The organism is Patiriisocius hiemis (genome assembly GCF_031846325.1).
Classification (GTDB): Bacteria; Bacteroidota; Bacteroidia; order Flavobacteriales; family Flavobacteriaceae; genus Patiriisocius_A; species Patiriisocius_A hiemis.
Window position 1 is genome coordinate 302,776 of record NZ_JAVRHZ010000001.1, and the last position, 24,920, is coordinate 327,695.

Annotated in this window: 21 protein-coding genes; 9 read left to right on the forward strand and 12 right to left on the reverse strand. The window is 34.4% G+C overall.

Features of this window, described 5'->3' with window-relative positions; genetic code table 11:
• Positions 1-71: 71 nt before the first annotated feature.
• Positions 72-1,715, reverse strand: a complete 1,644-nt coding sequence (locus RM538_RS01395) for an acyl-CoA carboxylase subunit beta (RefSeq protein ID WP_311331602.1) — start codon at positions 1,713-1,715, stop codon at positions 72-74.
• 273 nt (positions 1,716-1,988) lie between these two features.
• On the opposite strand from RM538_RS01395, the gene RM538_RS01400 reads away from it, so the two are divergent.
• Positions 1,989-2,165 (forward strand): CAL67264 family membrane protein, encoded by a 177-nt coding sequence (locus RM538_RS01400; protein WP_311332152.1) that lies wholly within the window; start codon positions 1,989-1,991, stop codon positions 2,163-2,165.
• Positions 2,166-2,372: 207 nt separating this feature from the next.
• The gene (gene ettA, locus RM538_RS01405) at positions 2,373-4,064 is read left to right on the forward strand and encodes an energy-dependent translational throttle protein EttA (protein WP_311331603.1); all 1,692 of its coding nucleotides are present in this window, start codon (positions 2,373-2,375) and stop codon (positions 4,062-4,064) included.
• A gap of 122 nt (positions 4,065-4,186) precedes the next feature.
• Here the strand turns inward: ettA and RM538_RS01410 are convergent, their stop codons facing one another.
• Positions 4,187-6,730 (reverse strand): T9SS type A sorting domain-containing protein, encoded by a 2,544-nt coding sequence (locus RM538_RS01410; protein WP_311331604.1) that lies wholly within the window; start codon positions 6,728-6,730, stop codon positions 4,187-4,189.
• Between the two features lie 88 nt (positions 6,731-6,818).
• Between RM538_RS01410 and RM538_RS01415 the strand changes: the two genes are divergently transcribed.
• The 3 genes from RM538_RS01415 to RM538_RS01425 all read left to right on the forward strand — a co-directional run bounded on the left by RM538_RS01415 (position 6,819) and on the right by RM538_RS01425 (position 11,598).
• Complete coding sequence (locus RM538_RS01415) at positions 6,819-8,855, forward strand: S9 family peptidase (RefSeq protein WP_311331605.1); 2,037 nt, start codon at positions 6,819-6,821, stop codon at positions 8,853-8,855.
• Positions 8,856-8,985: 130 nt separating this feature from the next.
• Positions 8,986-10,989: an excinuclease ABC subunit UvrB gene (gene uvrB / locus RM538_RS01420; protein ID WP_311331606.1), complete on the forward strand. Its 2,004-nt coding sequence runs from the start codon at positions 8,986-8,988 to the stop codon at positions 10,987-10,989.
• Between the two features lie 45 nt (positions 10,990-11,034).
• Positions 11,035-11,598, forward strand: coding sequence for a hypothetical protein (locus RM538_RS01425; protein WP_311331607.1), 564 nt, complete (start codon positions 11,035-11,037; stop codon positions 11,596-11,598).
• Here RM538_RS01425 and RM538_RS01430 read toward each other — a convergent pair.
• The 9 genes from RM538_RS01430 to RM538_RS01470 form a co-directional block, all read right to left on the reverse strand.
• The gene (locus RM538_RS01430) at positions 11,595-13,118 is read right to left on the reverse strand and encodes a GH3 family acyl-acid amido synthetase (RefSeq protein ID WP_311331608.1); all 1,524 of its coding nucleotides are present in this window, start codon (positions 13,116-13,118) and stop codon (positions 11,595-11,597) included. The two genes, RM538_RS01425 and RM538_RS01430, sit on opposite strands and share 4 nt — an antisense overlap.
• Positions 13,119-13,334: 216 nt before the next feature.
• The gene (locus tag RM538_RS01435; protein WP_311331609.1) at positions 13,335-13,808 is read right to left on the reverse strand and encodes a phage tail protein; all 474 of its coding nucleotides are present in this window, start codon (positions 13,806-13,808) and stop codon (positions 13,335-13,337) included.
• 225 nt (positions 13,809-14,033) lie between these two features.
• The gene (locus RM538_RS01440; protein ID WP_311331610.1) at positions 14,034-15,524 is read right to left on the reverse strand and encodes a serine hydrolase; all 1,491 of its coding nucleotides are present in this window, start codon (positions 15,522-15,524) and stop codon (positions 14,034-14,036) included.
• A gap of 158 nt (positions 15,525-15,682) precedes the next feature.
• On the reverse strand, positions 15,683-16,777 hold the full coding sequence (locus RM538_RS01445; RefSeq protein WP_311331611.1) for a DUF695 domain-containing protein: 1,095 nt from the start codon (positions 16,775-16,777) through the stop codon (positions 15,683-15,685).
• A 237-nt stretch (positions 16,778-17,014) separates the two neighbouring features.
• Positions 17,015-17,698, reverse strand: a complete 684-nt coding sequence (locus RM538_RS01450; protein ID WP_311331612.1) for a protein NO VEIN domain-containing protein — start codon at positions 17,696-17,698, stop codon at positions 17,015-17,017.
• A 161-nt stretch (positions 17,699-17,859) separates the two neighbouring features.
• Complete coding sequence (locus RM538_RS01455; protein WP_311331613.1) at positions 17,860-18,618, reverse strand: glycosyltransferase family 2 protein; 759 nt, start codon at positions 18,616-18,618, stop codon at positions 17,860-17,862.
• 6 nt (positions 18,619-18,624) lie between these two features.
• Positions 18,625-19,707 carry a CDP-glycerol glycerophosphotransferase gene (locus RM538_RS01460; protein WP_311331614.1) on the reverse strand — a complete coding sequence of 361 codons (1,083 nt, stop codon included), beginning with the start codon at positions 19,705-19,707 and terminating at the stop codon, positions 18,625-18,627.
• Entirely contained in the window at positions 19,707-20,759 is a 1,053-nt protein-coding gene (locus RM538_RS01465) for a glycosyltransferase family 9 protein (protein WP_311331615.1), read from the reverse strand. The genes RM538_RS01460 and RM538_RS01465 overlap by 1 nt, the downstream gene beginning before the upstream one ends.
• 96 nt (positions 20,760-20,855) lie before the next feature.
• Complete coding sequence (locus RM538_RS01470; RefSeq protein WP_311331616.1) at positions 20,856-21,671, reverse strand: 2,3,4,5-tetrahydropyridine-2,6-dicarboxylate N-succinyltransferase; 816 nt, start codon at positions 21,669-21,671, stop codon at positions 20,856-20,858.
• A 93-nt stretch (positions 21,672-21,764) separates the two neighbouring features.
• On the opposite strand from RM538_RS01470, the gene ruvX reads away from it, so the two are divergent.
• The 4 genes from ruvX (at position 21,765) to mazG (ending at position 24,304) form a co-directional block, all read left to right on the forward strand.
• The gene (ruvX, locus tag RM538_RS01475) at positions 21,765-22,175 is read left to right on the forward strand and encodes a Holliday junction resolvase RuvX (RefSeq protein WP_311331617.1); all 411 of its coding nucleotides are present in this window, start codon (positions 21,765-21,767) and stop codon (positions 22,173-22,175) included.
• 158 nt (positions 22,176-22,333) lie between these two features.
• The gene (gene def, locus RM538_RS01480) at positions 22,334-22,924 is read left to right on the forward strand and encodes a peptide deformylase (RefSeq protein WP_311331618.1); all 591 of its coding nucleotides are present in this window, start codon (positions 22,334-22,336) and stop codon (positions 22,922-22,924) included.
• A 69-nt stretch (positions 22,925-22,993) separates the two neighbouring features.
• Entirely contained in the window at positions 22,994-23,410 is a 417-nt protein-coding gene (locus RM538_RS01485; protein ID WP_311331619.1) for a DUF5606 family protein, read from the forward strand.
• A gap of 120 nt (positions 23,411-23,530) precedes the next feature.
• A complete protein-coding gene (gene mazG / locus RM538_RS01490) occupies positions 23,531-24,304 on the forward strand; it encodes a nucleoside triphosphate pyrophosphohydrolase (protein WP_311331620.1) in 774 nt (257 codons plus the stop codon).
• Between the two features lie 31 nt (positions 24,305-24,335).
• Here the strand turns inward: mazG and RM538_RS01495 are convergent, their stop codons facing one another.
• Positions 24,336-24,869 carry a class I SAM-dependent methyltransferase gene (locus RM538_RS01495; protein ID WP_311331621.1) on the reverse strand — a complete coding sequence of 178 codons (534 nt, stop codon included), beginning with the start codon at positions 24,867-24,869 and terminating at the stop codon, positions 24,336-24,338.
• Positions 24,870-24,920: the final 51 nt, after the last annotated feature.

Genomic DNA, 24,920 nt, shown 5'->3' on the forward strand with positions numbered 1-24,920 from the left:
TCTACATCTCAGTAGTTTATCATTATAATAAGTTAGTGCAGTATAGATAATACTTATACAATCTTTTAAACCTATACCTGTATCACGCCAAGATTAAAAGGTTTTTCAATGGGTGCATGGTTTGCAGCTTCTATACCCATACTTATCCAAGTTCTTGTATCCAACGGATTTATAACCGCATCTGTCCAAATTCTTGAGGCAGCATAGTAAGGTGATATTTGTCTATCATACCTTGCTTTAATCTTGTCGTACAATTCTTTTTCTACCTCTGGAGTAATTTCTTTTCCTTGCTTTTTTAAAGAAGCAGTTTCAATTTGTAGTAATACTTTTGCAGCACTATTTCCACTCATTACAGCAAGCTCTGCACTTGGCCATGCAACTATTAATCTTGGGTCATAGGCTTTCCCACACATAGCATAATTTCCAGCTCCATAAGAGTTACCTATTACTATAGTAAATTTTGGCACCACACTATTGCTTACTGCATTAACCATTTTAGCACCATCTTTAATGATACCGCCATGTTCACTTTTACTTCCTACCATAAAACCGGTTACATCTTGAAGAAACACAAGTGGGATCTTTTTTTGATTGCAATTGGCAATAAAACGAGTGGCTTTATCTGCACTATCACTATAAATAACTCCACCAAACTGCATTTCGCTTGGTTTAGTTTTTGCTTTAGTTGTTTTTACCAGCTTGCGTTGGTTCGCAACAATACCAACTGCCCATCCATCTATACGAGCATACCCTGTAAGAATGGTTTGTCCATAGCCTTCTTTGTACTCCTCAAAATTACTATCATCCACAAGGCGGTTAATAATTTCTCGCATATCATATTGGTCTGCTCTGGACTTAGGTAAAATTCCAAAAATATCTTCTGGATTTTCTTTTGGTTTGCTCGCTTTTATACGATTGTAACCCGCTTTATCAAAATCTCCAATTTTAGAAACAATGTTTTTAATAGTATCTAAGGCATCTTTGTCGTCTTTAGCTTTATAGTCTGTTACACCACTAACTTCACAATGTGTAGTTGCCCCTCCTAAAGATTCATTGTCTATACTTTCTCCAATTGCAGCTTTTACTAGATAACTTCCTGCAAGAAAAATACTTCCAGTTTTATCTACAATAAGTGCTTCATCACTCATAATAGGTAAATAAGCGCCACCCGCAACACAACTTCCCATAACAGCAGCAATTTGGGTGATTCCCATACTGCTCATTACTGCATTATTTCTAAATATGCGCCCAAAATGCTCTTTGTCTGGAAAAATTTCATCTTGCATAGGTAAATACACACCGGCACTATCTACTAGATAAATAATTGGAAGCTTGTTCTCTATAGAAATTTCTTGAGCTCGTAAGTTTTTCTTTCCTGTGATAGGAAACCAAGCCCCAGCTTTTACAGTTGCATCATTTGCTACTACAATACATTGTTTTCCTTGCACATATCCAATCTTTACAACAACACCTCCACTTGGGCAACCTCCGTGTTCTTCATACATTCCTTCTCCAGCAAAAGCACCAATTTCAATAGATGGTTTTTTGTTATCTAATAAGTAATCAATACGTTCTCTAGCGGTCATTTTTCCTTTAGCGTGGTGTTTCTCAATGCGTTTTTCACCACCGCCTAGTTTTACTTTTGCTAGTTTTCTTTTTAATTCTGAAACTAATAACTTATTATGATCTTCGTTTTTGTTGAAGTTGATATCCATTTATTGTAATTTTTAAGGAACTCGTTTAAAGAATTTTTATGTAAAAATACGAAAACATACCTTTTTTTCTTGGTTAAGCTTCTCCTAATTTATACCGAAAAAATAGATTAATTCACGATATTTGTTCCTTTTGTAATTTGAAATAAACGCAACAGGGATTGCAACGACATCCACAGAAAAGCTTTGGTTTTTCTGTGATATAATGTAAAGCCCGGTTTTTAAGTTTAAAGAATTTTAAAGCTTAAAAAGTTGCCATAAAAGATATACGCAATGATGAATAAAAATACAGTTTTGGCTTGGGCCACTTTTATAATGATACTTGTTGGATGCCTATTAATTGCACTTGGAGCGTTTAGATATGATGATGTTGCTGGATGGGGATTTGCAGCGGTAGGAGTAGGGTTCTTTGCAATCGCATGGGTGTTTAATGCGTTGAAGGGAAGAGTTTAAATGAATAATGTTTAATGAATAATAACCCATGCGGTGGGTGCTTGTTTCATAAAAATTGATATGTTGTGTAACAACAATTTTTTGAAACTTTGCGTAAAACTGAAATTAAGGAAGAGTTTAAATTTGAAAAACGAAATTAGAAATAGTTATAAGAACATTAATTATTCTTAATTATCTACAACTAACACTTAATACTTAAAATTAATTATGTCTGACGATAAAAAAGTAATCTTTTCAATGTCTGGAGTCACAAAGACTTTTCAGAGTGCACAATCTCCAGTACTTAAAAATATATACCTAAGTTTTTTTTATGGAGCTAAAATTGGGATTTTAGGTCTTAATGGAAGTGGTAAATCTACCTTGCTTAAAATTATAGCTGGGGTAGATAAAAACTATCAAGGAGATGTAGTTTTTGCTCCCGGATATACTGTTGGTTATTTAGAACAAGAACCACAACTGGATGATGAAAAAACAGTTATGGAAGTTGTGAAGGAAGGTGCTGCCGAAACGGTTGCTATTCTTGACGAATACAATAAAATTAATGACATGTTTGGGTTAGAAGAAGTCTACAGCGACCCAGATAAAATGGAAAAGCTAATGGCAAGGCAGGCAGAACTTCAAGATGAGATTGATGCAGCAAATGCTTGGGAGCTAGATACCAAATTGGAAATTGCTATGGATGCCTTACGTACTCCAGAAGCCGATAAAAAAATAGGAGTACTTTCTGGTGGTGAACGTCGTCGTGTGGCTTTATGTCGTTTATTACTTAAAGAACCTGATGTGCTTCTTCTGGATGAGCCTACTAACCACTTGGATGCAGAAAGTGTACATTGGTTAGAGCACCATTTAGCGCAATATAAAGGGACAGTTATTGCTGTTACGCACGATAGATATTTTCTAGATAACATTGCAGGTTGGATTTTAGAACTGGATAGAGGAGAGGGGATTCCCTGGAAAGGAAACTATTCTTCTTGGTTAGACCAGAAGTCTAAACGAATGGAGCAAGAAAGTAAAACAGCATCTAAACGTCAAAAAACTTTAGAACGTGAGTTAGAGTGGGTACGACAAGGAGCTAAAGGAAGGCAAACAAAGCAAAAAGCACGTTTAAAGAATTATGATAAGCTAATGAGTCAAGATCAAAAGCAACTTGACGAAAAATTAGAAATCTATATTCCTAATGGTCCACGATTAGGGACTAATGTGATTGAAGCTAAAGGGGTTTCTAAAGCATTTGGTGATAAATTATTATACGAAGATTTAAATTTCACTTTACCACAAGCAGGTATTGTTGGCGTTATTGGACCTAATGGTGCAGGTAAGACTACAATTTTTAAAATGATTATGGGAGAAGAAGCTCCCGACAAAGGTAGTTTTGAAGTAGGAGAAACCGCAAAGATTGCTTACGTTGACCAATCACACTCTAATATAGATAATAATAAAACTATATGGGAAAACTTTAGTGATAGTCAAGAGTTAATCATGATGGGCGGACGTCAAGTAAACTCTAGAGCGTATTTAAGTCGTTTTAACTTTAGCGGAAGTGAACAAAACAAAAAGGTATCCCTACTTTCTGGTGGAGAACGTAACCGTTTACACCTTGCCATGACACTTAAAGAAGAAGGTAATGTATTATTGCTTGATGAGCCTACTAATGACCTTGACGTGAATACATTACGAGCGTTAGAGGAAGGATTAGAAAACTTTGCAGGATGTGCTGTGGTTATTAGCCACGACCGTTGGTTTCTTGACAGAATATGTACCCATATCTTAGCTTTTGAAGGTGATAGTCAAGTGTACTTCTTTGAAGGTGGCTTTAGTGATTATGAAGAAAATAAGAAAAAACGTTTAGGAGGTGATTTACTACCTAAACGTATCAAGTATAAGAAGTTGGTGCGATAGCCAATCCATAATCAAAAAGAATAGGTTGTCATTCAAAATGGAACAAAATGGAGTGAAGAATCTCTTTAATAGATTCTTCGGTCGTCCCGACGTTTCGGGACTCCCTCTGAATAACAATTTTATTATCTAACAATAACCTTTTTTGTTATTCTTTTATTACTGGTTTTAATATGTAGCATATACATTCCGCTTGAGATGTTTTCTACTGAATACCTACTTACTTGAGTTCCTTCTAATGCTCCGTTAAAAAATTCTGCTACTAACTTTCCAGAGGTATCATATAAAGTAATACTTCCATTACCTGAAATTTGATGATTTATATTTAATGTTTCTGATGTTGGATTAGGATAAACAGTTATTTCGGTAGCCGTAGCTATAGTTTCATCAACACCTAAGACTAATCCATTTAAATCATAACTATGAATAGAACGACCAAAAGTTCCGGCATAGAGTGTATTGGTTGGCTCATGGATTTTTAAATCTCTAATAATAGTAAGTGGTAAATTATTACCTACAATTCCCCATGAAACACCATCATTAGTTGATGCCCAAACATTAAGGTCTGTAGCCACAAAAAGAGTGCTTTCATCTCTTTTAATCACAATATCATTCACAGGGATGCTTGGTAGATTACTAGAAATATCTGTCCAATTTTGCCCTCCATCTATTGTTTTAAAAACATGAGGTGTGTAATCCAATTCACTAAAGCCAGAAAAAGTTACATAGGCTGTGTTATCATCGCTTGGAGAAATTGCAATAGAAGTTACGTATCTATCTGGTAAGTCATTGCTTATGTTGCTCCACGTAGTTCCACCATCAAATGTGACATTTACATTTCCATCGTCGCTACCAGTATATACAACATCTAGATTATTATAAGAGGAGGCAATAGCTGTTAAGGTCCCATAGGACCCTGCACCACTTGGATGTTGGCCATCCGTTAAATCTGGACTAATAGCGTTCCAAAATACAGCTCTATCTGAAATATAAAGCCTGTTACTTCCATAGTACACTTTTTCGCTATCAAATGGAGAGATAATTACTGGTGTATTCCAGTTAGTCCTATCATTACCGTCAATTCCAGCGGTAGCATTTGTAAAACTAGCACCACCGTTGGTTGAGCGGCCTAGATTACCAAATTGCGACTCGACATAAATAAAGTTATTATCATCATAATCGACATTTACATGAAATCCATCTCCTCCCCAAATTGGGTTCCAATCATTACTCCCTGCTGTTAGTGTACGTATAGTATTATTATCTTGTGTACCACCATAGATTCCATTTGGAGCTAAATTGTCAACCTCAATATTATAGAATTGTGTAATAGGCAGATTTTCAAATTTTGTCCAAGATGTGCCGCCGTTTGTAGAAATATATGCACCTCCATCATTACCTGCTAATAAAAAGTCTGGATTAGTTCTAGAGAATTCCATAGCATGATGATCTACGTGCATTCCATTTATAAACTGCCACGAGTTTCCACTATTGTTACTTCTAGCTAATGTTTGACCCAACACAATTATATCATTTTCATCTTGTGGATTTACTCTAATATTTCCGAAGTACCAACCAAAAGAAAAATCAATATTCGAGATATCTGAAGTATTAATTTCTGTCCAAGTATTACCACTATCTGTAGACTTATAAATAGCATCAAAAACATTGGTGATTTCGTTTGTTGTATATCTAGCATACACAACATCTGGATTAGATTCGGATATAGCTAACCCTATTCGACCTGTTTGTGAATTTGGAGCAGGTAATCCATTAGCCGCGCCTAATACAGACCAAGTGTCTCCACCATCTGTAGAGCGATGTACTAATGAGGTGACGCCTGCATAATCTCTTTGCCAAGGCTTTCGAGTACGCTCCCAAGTAGCAGCAAACAAAATGTCTGTATTTACAGGATTCATTACAACATCAATGGCAGCCGTAGAGTCTGTTACAAATAATACGCGCTCCCAATCGTTTCCGCCATTAGTAGTTCTATACACACCTCTATCTTGGTTTGTACCATATAATGTTCCAGTTGCAGCAGCAAAAACTCTGTCTTTGTTGTTTGGGTCAACGACAATTCTACCAATATGGTCTGTGCCATCAAGCCCTATGTTTGTCCATGAATCTCCAGCATCATCAGAGCGGTAAACACCATCACCATAAAAAGCTCCAGAAGTAGCGCTTCCGTTAGCTTCACCTGTACCAACATAAATTCGTTGTGAATCTGATGGTGCAATGGCAATATTACCTATTGAAGGTTTCCCTATTTCATCAAAAATAGGGGTCCAGTTAGCGCCTCCGTCTATTGTTCTAAAAACACCTCCTACTGCTGTAGTAACATATAGTACATCATCACTACCTGGCGATATAGCTACATCAGTTATTCTTCCTCCTGTATTAAGCGGCCCAATAAAAGTCCAGTCTCCGCCTTCTTGTGGGTTTCTTGCATCTAGTATTGTTCGGGTTTGAGTAATTGCTTCGGCAATAGCATTCCTATTAATATAGTTGTCAGGATAAGCACGTTGCCAATACATCCATTCTTGTGGGTATTCTTTTTTTCCTTCTGAAATAATTTCTTGCTCTATTTTTTCTTCAGAATAAAAATACAAGGCTCCTAGACATACAATGGCAAAGACACCTATTAGTTTGAGATACAGATTTTTCATAGCTTTCTTTTTACTCAAATATACTGGATAGCAACGAATTGTAAAAGGGGTATAAAAGAAGTATCTTTAGTTTTCTAAATAATAGACTATGATTACAAAATTAACTTCCTTTTTATTTCTTTTTACTTTTTTTATTTCAACTATCGTTCAAGCTCAAACTCAAAAGAATTTTGAGTACTTGGATGTGTTTCAGTTAGAGTACGCATCAGACCCTCAAATTTCTCCTAATGGAGATTTTGTAGTGTATAAGCGTATGGGGTTTGATATTATGGATGATAAAAGCCGAGGAAATCTTTGGATAGTTTCAACTAAGGATAAGAATAAACATTACAAGTTAACGTCTTCAGATAAAAATGAAAGCAATGCGCGTTGGTCCCCAGCAGGTGACCGTATTGTGTATTCAAGTCCAACTAAAAATGGTAGTGAAATCTTTGTGTATTGGTTAGAAAATGGAGTGACAGCTAGATTGACACAACTTGATGGTAGTCCATCTAATTTAAGTTGGTCTCCAGATGGAAAAACGATTGCTTTTACTATGAAAGTAAAAGAAAAAGCACCCGTTATTGCTTCAATGCCATCAAAACCCAAAGGAGCAAAATGGGCAAAAGCCCCTAGAATTACTGACCGTTTAAAACATGAAGCAGATGGTTCTGGGTACATTGATCCTGGATTTACTCATATTTTTACTATTCCTTCAGAAGGAGGTTCACCAAGGCAACTTACTTCAGGGAGTTTTAACCACTCAAGTAACCTTTCTTGGGCACCAAATGGGAATAAAATATACTTTTCAGCAAATAGAACACCTAATTGGGAATACCAAACCCGAAATAGCGAAGTATATGCTATTTCAACAAACACCTTGCTTCTTGAAACACTCACCGATAGAAACGGTCCAGACTCTAGTCCAAAAGTTTCTCCAGACGAAAAATACATTGCTTACTTAGGGTATGAAGATGAGGTGCAAAATTATCAAGTGACCAAACTACAGCTAATGAATGTAAACGGAAGTGGAAAAAAGGAAGTTTCTTTAAACCTAGATCGTAGTATTAAAAGTGCTGTTTGGGCAAATGATAGTAAAGGATTATATATTACTTATGATGACAAAGGAGCATCAATTATTGCTTATATCTCTTTAAACGGAAAAGTAACAGATATAGTTAATAATATGGGAGGCACTACCTTAGGAAGACCTTATGCAAGTGGTAGCTTTAGTGTATCTAGCAATGGGAAGATTGCTTATACTATTTCTCACCCTGATAGACCTGCAGATGTTGCTGTGGTAGCCAAGGGAGACAATAACCCAACAACTCTTACTGGGATTAACGAAGACTTATTAGGCTACCGAACACTAGGCGCTATGGATGAAATTTGGTATAAATCTTCGGTTGACGGAAGAGATATACAAGGATGGATTGTGTATCCTCCAAATTTTGATGAACGTAAAAAATATCCGCTATTAGTTGAAAATCACGGAGGACCTGTGCTTAATTATGGAAATAGGTTTTCTACTGAAATCCAATTATACGCAGCAGCGGGATATATAGTTTTTTATCCTAATCCTAGGGGTAGTACTAGCTACGGAGAAGAATTTGGGAACCTATTATATAATAATTATCCTGGCGAAGATTATAATGATGTAATGGATGGAGTAGATGCTGTCATTGCACAAGGAAAAGTAGATCCAGATAAGTTATATGTTACTGGTGGTAGTGCAGGAGGTATCATGACTGCTTGGATTATTGGAAAAAACAACAGGTTTAAAGCTGCTGTTGTTGCAAAACCTGTAATGAATTGGATAAGCAAAACTTTAGTTGCTGATAATTATTTTTATTATTCAGATTATAGGTACCCTGGACAACCTTGGGAGAATTTTGAAAATTATTGGAAGTTCTCACCTATTTCTTTGGTGGGCAATGTGGAAACACCAACAATGGTGATGGTTGGATTAAACGATTTACGAACGCCACCTAGTGAAGCAAAGCAATTGTATCACGCGCTAAAAATTAGAAAAAAGGAAACTGTTCTTGTTGAAATACCTGAGGCTTCACATGGAATTGCTGCCAGACCTAGTAACTTGATTACTAAAGTGGCACATACCTTGGCTTGGTTTGAGAAGTATAAATAGCTCTATGAAGATGAACATTAAGATGAAACCTTCGAAGTTACGTTTTTAGTTCGAGCCTCTTTAGTTCGAGTGATTCTGCGTTAGCAGAATTGTATCGAGAACCCTAAATTTTGACTAATTTTGTGTTTCTATGAAATTTAAACTCAAATCAGAATTTACACCTACTGGTGATCAACCACAAGCTATACTATCTCTAGTTGAAGGGTTACAAGCATCTGAAAAATACCAAACACTTTTAGGAGTTACAGGTAGTGGTAAGACATTTACCGTAGCTAATGTGGTACAAGAAGTACAAAAACCAACTTTGGTTTTGGCGCATAATAAAACCCTAGCCGCGCAGCTATTTACAGAGTTTAAAAATTTATTTCCTAATAATGCGGTTGAGTATTTTGTTTCTTATTACGATTATTATCAACCAGAAGCTTTTATTCCAACAAGTGGTACTTACATTGAAAAAGACCTTTCAATTAATGAGGAAATTGAGAAAATGCGATTAAGCACAACCTCTTCTTTACTTTCAGGTAGGAGGGATGTATTGGTTGTCGCATCTGTTTCATGTTTATATGGTATTGGAAATCCTATCGAATTCCAGAAAAGTGTTATCAAAATAGAAAGCGGTCAAATAATTTCAAGAACTAAGCTTCTTCATAGTTTGGTACAAAGTTTATATGCAAGAACTGAAGCTGAATTTAATCATGGGAATTTCAGAATAAAAGGAGATACAGTTGATGTCTATCCAAGTTATGCCGATGACGCTTTCCGCATTCATTTTTTTGGAGATGAAATAGAAGAGATAGAAGCATTTAATGTACAAACCAATGAGGTAATAGAAGTCTATGACAGGCTTACTATTTATCCAGCAAATATGTTTGTTACTTCGCCTGATGTATTGCAAGGCGCTATTAGAAATATTCAAGATGATTTGGTAAAACAAGTTGAGTATTTTAAAGAAATAGGAAAACACCTTGAAGCAAAACGGCTTGAGGAACGTACCAATTTTGATTTAGAAATGATACGTGAACTTGGCTATTGTAGTGGTATTGAGAATTATTCACGTTATCTAGACCAACGAGAACCAGGAACGAGACCTTTCTGCTTATTAGATTACTTTCCAGATGATTATTTAATGATAGTAGACGAAAGTCATGTTTCTATCCCACAAGTAGGAGCAATGTATGGAGGTGACCGCTCTCGAAAAGAGAATTTGGTTGAATACGGTTTTAGATTACCAGCTGCTATGGACAATAGACCGTTAAAGTTTGAAGAGTTTGAAGCACTACAAAATCAAGTAATTTATGTAAGTGCTACTCCAGCAGATTATGAACTTGAGAAAACTGGTGGGGTATATGTAGAACAAATTATCCGTCCTACAGGATTATTGGATCCACCTATTGAAGTACGCCCAAGTTTAAATCAAATAGATGATTTATTAGAAGAAATACAACAACGAGTTGAAAAAGACGAACGTGTTTTGGTAACTACGCTTACTAAACGTATGGCAGAAGAACTTACTAAGTATATGACACGTATTCAGATACGGTGTCGCTATATACATAGTGATGTTGATACATTAGAGCGTGTGGAGATTATGCAAGATTTACGTTTAGGATTGTTTGATGTATTAGTTGGAGTAAATTTATTGCGTGAAGGACTGGATTTACCAGAAGTATCGCTTGTAGCGATATTAGATGCAGATAAAGAAGGTTTTTTACGAAGTACTCGTTCGTTAACCCAAACAGTAGGGCGTGCAGCACGAAACCTAAACGGAAAAGCAATTATGTATGCGGATAAGGTTACAAAAAGTATGCAAGCTACTATAGATGGTACAGAGTATCGTCGTGAAAAGCAAATTGCTTATAATCAAGAACATAATATTACTCCAACTGCGATTAAAAAGTCTTTTGAAAACTCATTAACCAAAGCAAAGCAACAAGCTTACACCTTTGAAAATGCAGAAAGTCTTTTGGCTGCTGAACCTGAAAATGAATACCTTACTAAACCTCAAATAGAAAAGAAAATTCGTGATACACGTAAGTCAATGGAAAAAGCGGCCAAGGAACTAGATTTTATGCAGGCTGCACAATTACGTGATAAAATTAAAGGGTTACAAAAGCAATTGGATAAAGTTTTATAACTGCCTTAACATACATTTACTATAATATTGTTTAGGTTTAATTTTATGCTTAAACCTACTCTTACTTTAGATAACAAAACTATTCCTTCTAGTATTCGAGAGGAGGCAATTAAAGCACTTCAGTATTTTCCAGAATTATACGATTGTGAGATTACATTTAAGTTCAAGGAAAACATAAAAAAGTCTACCATGCAAGCGCAACCAATAATATCAAGCTTGTTTGGGAAAAAAGAAGACAGAAAATATATAATTCTAATAAGTAAGAAAATTCAAATAGATACTGAAGAGTTATCAATTTTTGATATCCCTTCTAAAGTTATGGTTGGTTGGCTAGGTCATGAATTAGGACACATTATGGACTATAGGTCGAGAGGGTTTTTTAATATGCTGGTGTTTGGATTTAAATATCTATACTCTGATGCGCATATAAAAGAAGTAGAACGAGCTGCGGATGTGTTTGCAATACAACACGGTATGGTAGACTATATTTTAGAAACTAAAAACTTTATACTCAACCACGCAAGTATCTCTGAAAAGTATAAAGCAAAACTTAAGCGCCTTTACTTATCTCCTGAAGAAATCATGCACATTGTTAATGAAAGTGCTTAGCTGTTGTCTTTAACAAAAGCTTCCCATTCTTTAAATTTTTCCTCTTTCATTACTCTCGCCATTTTTACTTGACCGCCTTTCTTTTTATTTTTTCCATTCCATTCATAAAAAATATTTGGGGAGACAGTATTTACACAAATCCCTTTTAAGGATTTAGAACGCGCTACATTATAATTTTTATTGGCATCTTTCAAGCATTTATCTAAATACTGAGCAATCTTTTGGGATTCTATTTTGCTTTCAGTTCCTAAATACCATGAATGATAAAATTCACCATCAATCTTTACTGCTGAAAGTGTAAATTCTGGAACTTCGATATCAAATTCTTGCTCTACTTCTCTCAATGCCGTTTCCATTTTATTCACCGAAAGTTGAGAGCCAACCACATTTAGAAAAAACTTAGTTCTACCTGTAATAATAATCTCTGCACGTTTCTTATTTGTAAAAGAGATCGTATCTCCAATAATATATCGCCATGCCCCTGAAACGGTACTTATAATTAATACGTAATCTTTGTTTTCCTCAACTTCATCAATCGTGATAGATGGTGCGTCTTCGGTTAACGATCCATCTTCTTTAATATATTTTGGTTCAAATGGGACAAACTCAAAGTAAATTCCATTATCTGTCACCAGCTTCATTGCTGTGGTTTCTGGTCTATTTTGAAAAGCGATAAACCCTTCAGAAGCTAAATAGGTATCAATTACTGTAATAGGGTGTCCCAATAATAAATTAAAACTTTTTTCATAGGGTTGAAACGCCACGCCCCCACTTGTATAGACTTGGAGGTTTGGCCAGATTTCATGAATATGCTCAAGGTTATTGTAGGCTATGACCTCTTTAAGCATTAGCTCAATCCATGATGGAATACCACTTAACGCACCAATATCCCACTCATTAGCTTTTTTTGCAATCGATCTAACACGCTCATCCCAGTTATCGATTTTTGCAATGTCTTCACCGGGTTTATAATATCCTTGAAACCAAAAAGGGATATTACTAGCACTAATACCACTAATTTCTCCTTCTAGAAAAGAGCCTCGTTTGTTGAGGTCTGTAGAACTACCTAACATCATGATTTCTTTTTCAAAAAAATCGGTTGGAAGTTCAAAATTAGATAAAGCGCCCACTTGTTTTATTCCTGTATTACGGATGGCTTCTATCATATCATCTGTAACTGGGATACGCTTACTAGTCTTACCAGTTGTTCCGCTACTTAAAGCAAAATAGGAGGGAACCTCAGGCCATGTAATATCTTTTTCTCCTTCTATAACTTTATGCCACCACTCGTCCTTTATTTTGTTGTAGTCATGATAGGGTATTGTAGCGGCAAATGTTTCTGTTGGAGAAGTACTATTTAGAATAGCCTCAAAATCATAGTGCGAACCAAAAGCAGTATTTTTTGCTTTTTGAAGTAACTGCTGTAATACTTTTTCTTGAGCTTCTTTTGGTGAGGGTTCTGATACGACTGCTCCTCTTAAATCAATTGCACTTTTAATGATAGCTCCTAGTATTGCCATTTCTATAGTTTTGGGTTTCTATAAAGATAAATTGATTTTAGTTTTTTCTAAAAGAACAGCAGTATAATTAATATAGATTTAAGAAACATTGGTTGGTGTGAAGATGTAGCGTTGCTATTACATGTAAATTATAGCTACCTAGTTCTTATATGATTGCTAGTGTTTTTTAAGAATTATTGATATTGTTTTGTTTATTCTAAACGAACTCTTTTAAAGTTATAAACTTCCCTTGTCGCTTTGTGTAATGCTTTCATGCACTAATTCTAGCGTTTCTACTAGAATTTCATTATTTGTTGTTTCTTCGTCAACGATTCCTATTTTTATAGGGAATGCATTGTTAAGCACCCATGTCATTATTGGACTACCCATTTCATCGTTTAATACAATAGTAACGGTTTCTCTAGTTATGGTATTCATTTTTACGGAACCATACCATTCCCAAAACGCATCATCACTATTAAAAACACCCTTTTTTAGTGTGACATTAATAGACTTTACCATTCCAGGCATTTTTGAGGTTGAAAACCGAGGATCATTACCTGCTCTGTATTCAATGATTTGAGATTCTATATCCATTCCTGAAACCTCCATAAAGGGGACTGGATGCTCAAGGGAGGCAAACGTAACGGTAAAATAAAATTTAGGAACAGACCACATAGGGTCATTAGATGATGATGCTTCTTCTGCCATGAGTTAGGGTGTTATAGTGTATATTTTTGTTTTGGGTTTACTTTAATTCTTGGTTTATGTCGTTAACAATACTTAAAACTATTATGATACAAAGTTTATTCATATATCTTGATTTTTATAAATGAAATTTTCTTTTAATAAATTATAACCGTTCACATATGTGACTTAGTGGAGCATAGCTGCTATTGCTATGGCCGATATATAAATTGTTAGCAACAGTATCCCTTATTGTTTAATAAATTTTACAGGCTCTGATTGTATCTCCAAAGTTAATGAGCTGATGTTTCCATCAAAATCAATTTGAAATGATAGCCCAAAATATGGCAATCCAAATACTTCTGGAATTTCATAAGTATTAACCATTACAAAATTATTGAAATTTCTATGTTCCAAAACGAACTCATACTCCGGGAACTTTATAAATAGCATATCATTTTCGGTTCTGATATGAATTGTTCCATGCCCTTCCTCACTATAAGTTCCACAGTATTCTCGATATGGATGAGTTGGCTTTTGTTTATTATTCTCAGGATTAATTTCTCTGACTTTATTCCAAATTTCAGAAATTTGCACATCGTAATCTTCAATTGCAGTTCTTGGAAGACGAAACATTCTATTTGTTATAAGGTCTTCTACTAAATAAGGTAAAGCTGAATTATTTTGGTTGGTTATTACAATTATTCCAACTTTTTCATTTGGAAATGTAGCCATTTGAGTGCTAAATCCAGGCACATTTCCTCCATGTTGGACCTTGTAACGACCTTTCTGACTTTGAACAAACCAACCATATCCATAGCCACTAAATTCTCTATTGGACTCAGTATAATTTTGTGGGATTATATTCTTTATTGAGGTAGCCTCATTGATGAATTCTGCGGGGATTACTTGTTTTCCTTTATACTTTCCATTATTTAACCAAGAAATTAAATAATTAGCCATTTCATTAACCGAACTTATAACCGCTCCTTCCGGTTTGGAAAAGGTGAAATTTCTGTTTAGTAGTTTCACTTGAGCTCCTTCTGATAATCCATATCCAATACCATGATTCATATCTTTTTCCATATTCTGGATATTTGTTGTAGAACGTGTCATATCCAATGGTTTGAAGATTTTGTTCTGTATTGCTGATTCCCACGTTTCTTTACTTGCCTTTTGAATTATTAATCCCGCTATACCAAAACCAACATTGGAGTATATAAAACTATTTTTGATCGCTCCATTTGGTTTTAAGTATCTAAATCTTGGGATAAATTCTTCTGGTTTTTTTGTTGGAAAAAATGTGTTACTCCCATCGAAAGATCCCATTCCGCTTTTATGACAAAGTAGGTCTTCAATTGTTATATTATTATCCATTTCACTATTAAAGAATCGCAAATTTGAAATATACTTAACGGGCTTATCCTTTACTGAAAGTTTGCCCAGGTGTTCTAATATCCCTAAGACCGTTGATGTAAATGATTTTGTAGCTGAACCAATTGGCAATAGTGTTTCGGAATTCATTTTTAACCCCTTCTCTCTGTTTCGAAAACCAAATCCTTTTGAATAAATTATTGAATCTTCTTCGACAACTGCAACTGCAAGCCCCACAGCTTTATATCTAGAGATTAACTTTTCAATATCTTGATCTAAGTTTTGTAATCGATCATCATTTACTTGCCCTATAACCGAATAAGTAATTAAAAAGCAAATGTATAGTATCAATTTTATTTTATTCATTTTTATCTAATTGTTGCCATCGGTTTGGGGTATTGCTTGTTAGGTGTTTTAAACACCTAATTTAGCAAATAAATCACAGATAGAAAATCCGCGAGGATTTTCAGAAATAGGCGAGAACAAGCAATTACTTATAGCCATTGTTATGTGCTGGGCTTTTTTCAATTCGGACTAAATCGGTTAAATGATTGCCAATATTTGTCTTTATAAATGTCAAAGTCCAGTTCAATTTTATTTATATATTCTTTTTTAATTTCGTGTAATATTTTTGATGGATTTCTGAACTCAACACAAGCGAAATAAATTTCTCGAACTGAATCAGCCGTTTGTCTACCAATATTTAAATAGCCATCTGAATCTTTTAATTCAGTCATTATTTTATCTTCAATTTCATTGAGAAGTTGATAAGTAGAATCGTCAGGCATTCCATTGTTATTTTTCCCATCGTATTTTATTTCCATTACTGCAATCCAAGGATGAGAAGCTTTACTGTCCCAATTCAATAAATCTGTGTTGATAACCGCAACTAATGGAAGTCCGTTTTTTAAAGTCGCTTCGAGTCCAGAATAGTTATCGTTTTCTGTATTGTGTCTGAAACCTTTATATTTTTCGACAAACTCTTTTTCTCGCCAAGTCAAAAAGTCCTTAAGTTTTTCTAATGGGATTAAGTCTGAAGTGGCATCTTTCGAGTTAATTATATTCACGTTGTCAATCGTGGTAACTGAATTCAATTCGCCAAGAGAATTATCTAAAGCAAGATAAACTCCATTTGTCATTACAGCTCTGTTTTCTTCGCTGAAATCTTTATGAGTAATTGTAATGTCAATCTCGTCTGGCATTTGGTTATGGTCAGTTGAATAGAAGTCCATTTTACTTTCGTCAAATTTATATCCGTCCATTTCAATTCCGTATTGATTTATGTCAGACGGTTGTTTGAGTGCAGTAATTTTCCAATTATTCATTTTTGGTGCTGATTGAACTAATTCCTCAACAAATACAATATTTTTTATTATTCCATCGGCTGTCAATATTAATTCCGCTGTGTTGTCATCATACATTCCTGCAAGAAACCAAAATCCATCTTTCAATTCATTGAGTTTTGGTGCGAGTTTGTCAAAAAAAACCTTGTTGATATTGCCTTGTTCTTTAAGAACTTTATGAAATTTCTTTTCGTTCTGTTCAAACCAATTCCAAAAGTCAGAGTATGAATCTATAGGTTTCTCTTTTGCATTAAATATTGATTTTAAAAAACTCATATTCTTATTAGTTCGGATTTTTTTTTCGCCTTGCACATAACGGTCTTGTATATGGCTCGTAGCGTGCAAATTAAAAAATTATTTTCGGTTGAGCACAAGCCAGATTTTTAAATTTTACTATTTATCTTTTTTATTGGAAATCGTCAAATTTAAAAATTTGGCGACTTTCCAAATATACCTTAACTTCGTTTAAGCAATTGATTAGCTATGAGCTATATACTTTGTTAGCTGTAGTGCTTATTCTTTATACATTCTCGCACCAATTCTTTCTTCTATAATTAACTTTTCATTCTCAATATTTGTCCAATAATTTAATTCAGAATGATAACTAAAGATTTCAAGCTTAGGTTCAGACAATGCGTTTGTTACAACACACAATTTATATTTGTTTTTATATTCATTCGATTTTTGATATTCGTTAGGACTTAATTCAATAGAAACTATTTTTCCAGAAAGTCCTTTAACTTCTAATAGCAAAGTTTCTTTATCATTCGATGCTTCTAAATCCCAACCAACATTATCCTTTTCTTTCGAAATTACAATATAATCTAACTCCTCATAATATTGAATAGTTTTTTCGACTGCGGAAATTTCCACTTGCTGCCTTTTAAAAACATCTACTTGTCTTTGTAAAGGTCTTTTACTTTTGTCATTTCGTTCAATATAATAATCTCTGAATTTTGTGAATGCATTAAAATGACTTGAGTAATCTTTATGCCAATTTTCGGGCTTATCTATTAATTCTCGAATTTTATGTAAATCAGTATCAATGTCATAAATTCCATCTCCAGCTAAATTTAAGTTTCTATTTAGAGCATTTAGTCCAGTTACATATTGAGTTCCTGTAGTCAATGGTTTTCCTGTTTTTTTTGAAACATAAATCGTCTCTAACCAAACTTTAAATTTTTCCGATGTTGTCATTTAGTTCGTGAAGTTTTTTTGCATTACAGCTAACACCTTATATAGTTATAATTAGTAACGATATCCCGTATTTTATCCGGGGTACCACTAGTTTTTTTATTATATAACATGTTATTACTAAACTAGCTAACTTGCAAAACCCTCGCAATACGTGTACCTACTTATTTTCTTTTTTTGCGGAGCAACCACAACTTTGCATAACGCATAAACACCACATAACCTTGTATGTAGCCAATGGTAAGACCCACCACACCATCTCTAAAACCGCTTTGTATAATGTAATGCTTAAAAAAGCCCCAAAAAGGTTTTATAATAAAGTGGTAGGGGGTAAGGGTGCCTACTTTTTTATCGTAGTCTTGGGCTTGCCAAGTAGCATATTTGTTCATTTTCTCTATGTAGTGGTCTAAGCTTATGTAGCTGTAATGCAATAGTTTGTGTTGTAGTTTTAAGACCGTTCCATCTGTTGTGATTTCCTCGTGGACAAACTTATCTTCGTACTTGCATTGGTCTCTTCTAAAAAGCCGTATCACCTTATCGTTGCGCCAACCACTATAATTAACACGTTGCCCCATAAAATGGTTAATGCGCCCTATCCAATAGCCCGCTACGTCTTGACTTGGTGGATTATTAAGTACGTTTTGTACTTCTTCTTGGAGTTCTGGAGTTACGCGTTCATCGGCATCTAGTAATAAAACCCATTCGTGTTTGGCTTGAGGGATTGTCCAATTTTTTTGAGAAGCTGGGTAATCAAATTCTCTTTGAAGTACTCGTGTGGCTAGTTGCTTCGCTTTTTCATACGTGCCATCTGTACTAAAACTGTCAACTACTAAAATTTCATCAGCAAAGTGTAGGGAAGCAATAACTGCTTCTATATTATGTGCTTCATTTCCAGTAGGGATAATGGCAGTAAGTTTTTCCATAGAGGATTATTCTTTTTTTAGTGTGTAAGGTTTGTTATAGCTTTTAAATGTAAAATGCCCCAATCGTTTTCTTATTTTAAACTTGCGTATAAAATTAAAGGGTCTATTTTTTATGTCTTTTTTAGGTGCATGTACATAAGAGATGCAAGTTTCTATAATACGTTGGCTCGAAGCACCATCAAAATAGGGATGGAGGTTTATAATAAACTCCGAAATATTTTCCAACAAACTTTGAGAAGGAGAAAGAGCTTCGGTTAATTTTTCATCAATAGCTTCGGCAGTAGTTGTATGTATTAAATACCGATGCGGGAAGGTATGGTTAAAGGTAACAACAGGTTTTTTTTGTAATAAAAATTCTTGGATTGCCGAGGTTGTGTCTGCAAATAATACTGCACTCTCTCTAAAAATAGGAATTAGGTTGGTAGTATCGTAATAGGTAAAATAGTTGCCTTCTAATGTTTTCCATTTTTCAATAATATGTTGCGGAATTTTAGGGTGCAATACCATTTTAAAGTTATACTTTCCAGTAGTGGCTAGCCTTTTAATTTCTTGGAAGACGTCTTCATTATAGGCTAGGCTTAATCGTTCTGTAAAGGTAGAAGCAATCATAATGGTTGGGATAGCTCTATGTGTAGTTTCTGTTACAGGAAACAAAGGGTCTACTTTACTCCAGCCTGTTTCTATTACTTTAAAATGTCCGTGTTTTTGTTCTAATTGCTTAAATATAGAAGTAGTACTTGGACCTTGTGTGCAGTATAAATCAAAAAAACCACGAATCCTAAACTCACTAAAAATATGCTTTTTTGAGGGTCTTTTTTGTGCTAAAAATCCATGAAACACTTGTACTTTGAGTCCGCTAATAAAATCGGGCACCATATTGGTGGCAGTTAATACAATATGCGGTTTGTAATCTATTACCTGTTTAATGCTCGTAAGCGTGTTAGGTCGTTCTTTAATTTTTAGCGCACCTTCATCTTCATCTGCAAACCATTGTACCGTATGCCCACACTTTATAATCTCCTTTTCTAGCGGTTCTCCCACAGGAATAGAGTAACTATATGATATGTAAATTAAAAAGCGGTATTGCATTACAGCGATTGTATAAACGCATTCAGTTTTGGAATAATAAAGGTAGGTTTAAATTTTAAATAATAGTTTTTTGGGTCTTTTTTGGCAAGTTTTCTATCTGCTGCAGTATGTTTTACATCTTCATCAAGATGTACCCCAGTATGTGGAGGATGTTCACTACTACCAAACCAATTTACCTTATTAAGATGTGGCGAGAAAATAATAAATGAAGGAACTCCAAGGGCCTTTGCCATATTTACTCCACCTCCTTCATTACCAATCATAGCATCACAACGCGAAGTAATTGCTAGAAATTCTCGTAAACTTTTACCAAAGACATCAAAGAAAATTTGTTGTTGCGTAGCTTCTTTTGTAGCAGTATAAATGGCTTTTGCATCTTCTTTTTGATTAGGGATATAATTAAACAGAAGTTGTGCATCTGGTTTTACAGAAATAATCGCATCTAGCAAGCTAGCCATATATTCAAATGGATAGGTTTTAGAAGGATTACTCCCTAAAACACTTATCATATATAACGGTTTTTTTTCTGAAATACCACTTTCTGAAAGAAATGTAGCTGCTTGTTCTTTTTCTGAAGGTTGTAGAAAAATATCTGGTGTTACAACTTCAAAAGGAACATTCAAAGGGGCAACTAACTTCAATCTATTTTCAATAGCTAAACTCACCGAAGTAGAAGGAACTTTTGTTCTATGAATACTGTTTGAATAATAAAAACTTGAAAGCTTCTTCTTGTACCCAATTTTAGTCTTTGCTCCAGAGAATTTGGTTATTAACTGACTACTTAATTTTCCATAGGCATCAATTACCGTATCATACTTTTCAGATTGAACTTTTTTAATTAATCCATTTAGTTTTATGCTATTTTTTTCAATCTCAGAAGTAAAAAAAATAAACTCATCAATTAGAGGGTTACCTTCTACAACTGGATAGGTATGTGTATTAATGAGATAATGAAGTATTGCATCGGGGTATTTTTTTTTAAGCACTTTGAAGAGTACTGTGGACGTTAGGACGTCGCCAATCATTTTTTGTTGTATGATAAGTATCTTCATTTGTTCTTTTACCCAGTAATCAGTTATCAGTCTTAGTATTCAAATTTATAATTTGCATCCTACTACCTGCTACCTAATTTCTATTCCCTAATACTCTTAAACTGCTACATCATACTCACGTAGCGCATCGTTAAGCGAGGTTTTTTTATTGGTGCTCTCTTTGCGTTTTCCTATGATAAGAGCACATGGAACATTATATGACCCAGCAGGGAAATTTTTAGTATAACTTCCAGGGATTACTACAGATCTAGAAGGAACAACACCTTTTCTTTCCACCGGAGAATCTCCTGTTACATCAATAATTTTAGTAGATGCAGTAAGAACTACATTGGCACCAAGTACCGCTTCTTTTTCTACACGTACACCTTCTACAACAATGCACCTTGAGCCAATAAAAGCATTGTCTTCTATAATTACAGGAGCTGCTTGTAATGGTTCTAGAACACCTCCAATACCAACACCTCCACTTAAATGCACATTTTTACCTATCTGTGCACAGCTTCCTACAGTTGCCCATGTGTCAACCATAGTGCCTTCGTCTACATAAGCGCCAATATTTACATAACTTGGCATCATAATAACACCTTTAGAGATGTAGGCTCCATGTCGCGCTACAGCATTAGGAACTACACGTATACCTTTAGCTTCATACCCTTTCTTTAATGGAATTTTATCATGATATTCAAAAATACCAGCTTCAAGAGTTTCCATTTTTTGAATTGGAAAATACAATACAACCGCTTTTTTAACCCATTCATTTACTTGCCATCCATCCTTGGTTGGAGCTGCACAACGTAATTTTCCTTCGTCACATAGTGCTACAACTTCTCGTATTGCTGAAATTATTTCAGGTTGTGATAGTAAGGAACGATCTTCCCATGCTTTCTCTATAGTTTCTTGTAATGCTGTCATGCGTAGTATAATTTTTAACAAAGATAAGCCGCCTGTTTAAAAACTACTACTTTTTGGTTTACTAATATGTAAAGCCTTATTTTTGCAGCCTGTATGGGAAGAATCATTGCAATAGACTATGGAACCAAGCGAACTGGTATTGCAGTAACAGACGAGCTACAAATTATTGCCTCTGGTTTGACAACTGTAGAAACTCCAAAATTAATGTCTTTTTTAAAAGACTATTTTGAGAAAGAAAACATAGCATTAGTGCTGGTTGGTGAACCCTTACAAAAAGACGGGACACCAAGTGATGTGGAAGAAGAGATTCAGAAGTTTTTAAAAAAAATTGCTAAAGAGCTCCCATCATACCAAGTTAAAAGAGTAGATGAAAGATACAGTAGTAAACGTGCCTTTCAAACAATGATAGATAGTGGCTTAAAGAAAAAACAGCGTCGTAACAAAGCTTTAGTTGATGAAATTGCTGCGACTATTATTCTTCAAGATTATCTATATAACTTATAATAAAGTTGTCTAGTCGAGTACTCCAAGTTTTTTTGGCGTATCGAAAACTAATTAAATAAGCAAAATTCTATTCTGGATATTTTGTAGAATAAGAATCACTCGAATTGTTGAATTTTGCAAAAAGAATACAAATAGAAAAAATTATTAAAAATTAATAAATGGTTTTACCAATAGTAGCATACGGAGACCCTGTATTACGAAAAAAAGGAAAAGAAATTGATAAGGATTACCCTAAACTAGATACTCTTATAGAGAACATGTTTGAGACTATGTATGGTGCTAGAGGTATTGGTCTAGCAGCACCACAAGTAGGTTTTCCTATTCGTTTATTTTTGGTAGATGCAACACCTTTTCATGATGATGAGGATTTAACAGAAGATGAAAGAGCTTTTGTTTCAGATTTTAAAAAGGTTTTTATTAATGCTACTATTTTAAAAGAAGAAGGTGACGAGTGGGCTTTTAATGAAGGGTGTTTAAGTATCCCAGATATTAATGAGGATGTCTTCAGAAAATCTACAATCACTATTGAGTATTACGATGAGAACTTTAAAAAACATACAGATACTTTTGATGGGATTGTAGCTCGTATCATTCAGCATGAATACGACCATATTGAAGGGATTTTGTTTACAGATAAGCTTTCGGCTTTAAAAAAGCGTTTTATAAAAAATAAGCTTACTAATATTTCAAAGGGAAAAATAGAGCCTAAGTACCGTATGCGTTTTCCTTTAGCTAAAAAGAAACGTTAAGACCCTTGCATAAAACAAACAAAGCAAAGATATTTGCCACCCAAATAAAAAATTGAATAAAAATATTTTATGAGTTTAGAGAAGATTTTATCTATTGGAGGGAAACCAGGATTATATCAACTAAAGACACAAACCCGTACAGGTTTTTTAGCAGAATCTTTATTAGATGGAAAAAAGATAAGCGTTAATGCAAGACACAATGTGAGTTTGCTTTCTGAAATTGCTATTTATACCTTAACAGAAGAAGTTCCTTTAGGAGATGTGTTCCAGAAGATTTCAGAAAAGGAAGATGGTAAAAAAACGATTTCTCACAAAGTACCAAAAATAGAATTGGAAGAATTTTTCTTTGAAGTTTTACCAGAGTATGATGAAGAGCGCGTGTATGCAAGTGATATTAAAAAAATAGTACAATGGTACAACTTACTTACAGAAAAGGGAATCACAGATTTCTCTAATGCCCCTAGCGATGCTAGCGAAGAAGAATAAAAGTAGTACTTTAAAACATTCTAAGCCTTTCAATTATTGAAAGGCTTTTTTATTGATAACTCCTTAATAAATTTATTTAATTATTACATCTTAGGTCAGGGTATTATTTAGTTTTATACTATGAATTCTAGACAAGAACAACTTGCCGCTTTTGATAGATTGTTAACCATCATGGATGAACTTAGAGAGCAATGTCCATGGGATAAAAAACAAACTATGCAAAGTTTACGTCACCTCACTATAGAAGAAACTTACGAACTGGGTGATGCTATTTTAGATAATAATCTACAGGAAGTAAAAGGGGAATTAGGAGATTTACTTTTACATATTGTTTTCTACTCTAAAATAGGTAGCGAAACTAACGATTTTGATATTGCAGATGTTGCTAACCGGATTTGTGAAAAACTTATTTCCAGACACCCTCATATTTATGGCGATGTAAAAGTTGCTAATGAAGAAGAAGTAAAACAGAACTGGGAAAATCTAAAATTAAAAGAAGGTAAAAAAAGTGTTCTAGAAGGAGTCCCAAAATCTTTACCAGCTTTAGTAAAAGCTAGTAGAATACAAGATAAGGTTGCTGGAGTTGGCTTTGACTGGGAAAAACCGGAACAAGTTTTTGAGAAGCTACAAGAAGAGCTAGGAGAGTTGCAAGTAGAGATAACAAATAATAACCAAGATAATATTGAAGCAGAGTTTGGTGATGTTTTTTTCTCTATGGTTAACTATGCTCGTTTTTTAAAAGTAAACCCAGAAGATGCTTTAGAAAGAACTAATAAAAAGTTTATAAAGCGATTTCAATATCTAGAAAAAAAAGCGAAAGAACTTGGTAAGTCTTTAAAAGAAATGACCTTAGCTGAAATGGATGTATATTGGAATGAAGCCAAACTTCAATAGTTAATAATGTATTAGCAAAAAGCCTAAAAATTTATACAGACAATACAATCAATCTATCATCAATCAAAGCTTCTTTAAACCTGAAGGTGTCTTTAATGTAGTTTACAGTCGCTTCCGAATAGAAAAAAACGTGCGTAAAATCGCGTAGATAATACCAGTTTTTTAGGCTGTTTAACTTGGGGAGTAAATGCGTCATGCATATAAGCTTTCCGCCGGGTTTTAATAATTTTTTCAACAACTCAAACTCCTTTTTTGGGTAATTGAAATGTTCTATAACCTCACAGCAAATAATATAATCATAAGTTTCAGTTAGAACATTCTTGTTAGAATGGAAAAAGGGGTCATAAAGTTTAGTCTTATAACCTTTTTCTTTTAAAATTGTAGAGATTACAGGACCTGTTCCCGCTCCAAAATCTAATCCTTTAGCCGATTTTGAAAAACTTGTGAGTACAGTATTAATTATTGGTGATACAAAATTTTTATACCCTAGATCAGTTACATCATTTTGATGTTTAAGATATCTTTCTTTCTCCTTTTCTGGACTTGCGATAAAATCTGGGTGCATAAATAAACCAGCACAAGTTTTGCAGTAAAAATAAGGGACTTTATTAATGGT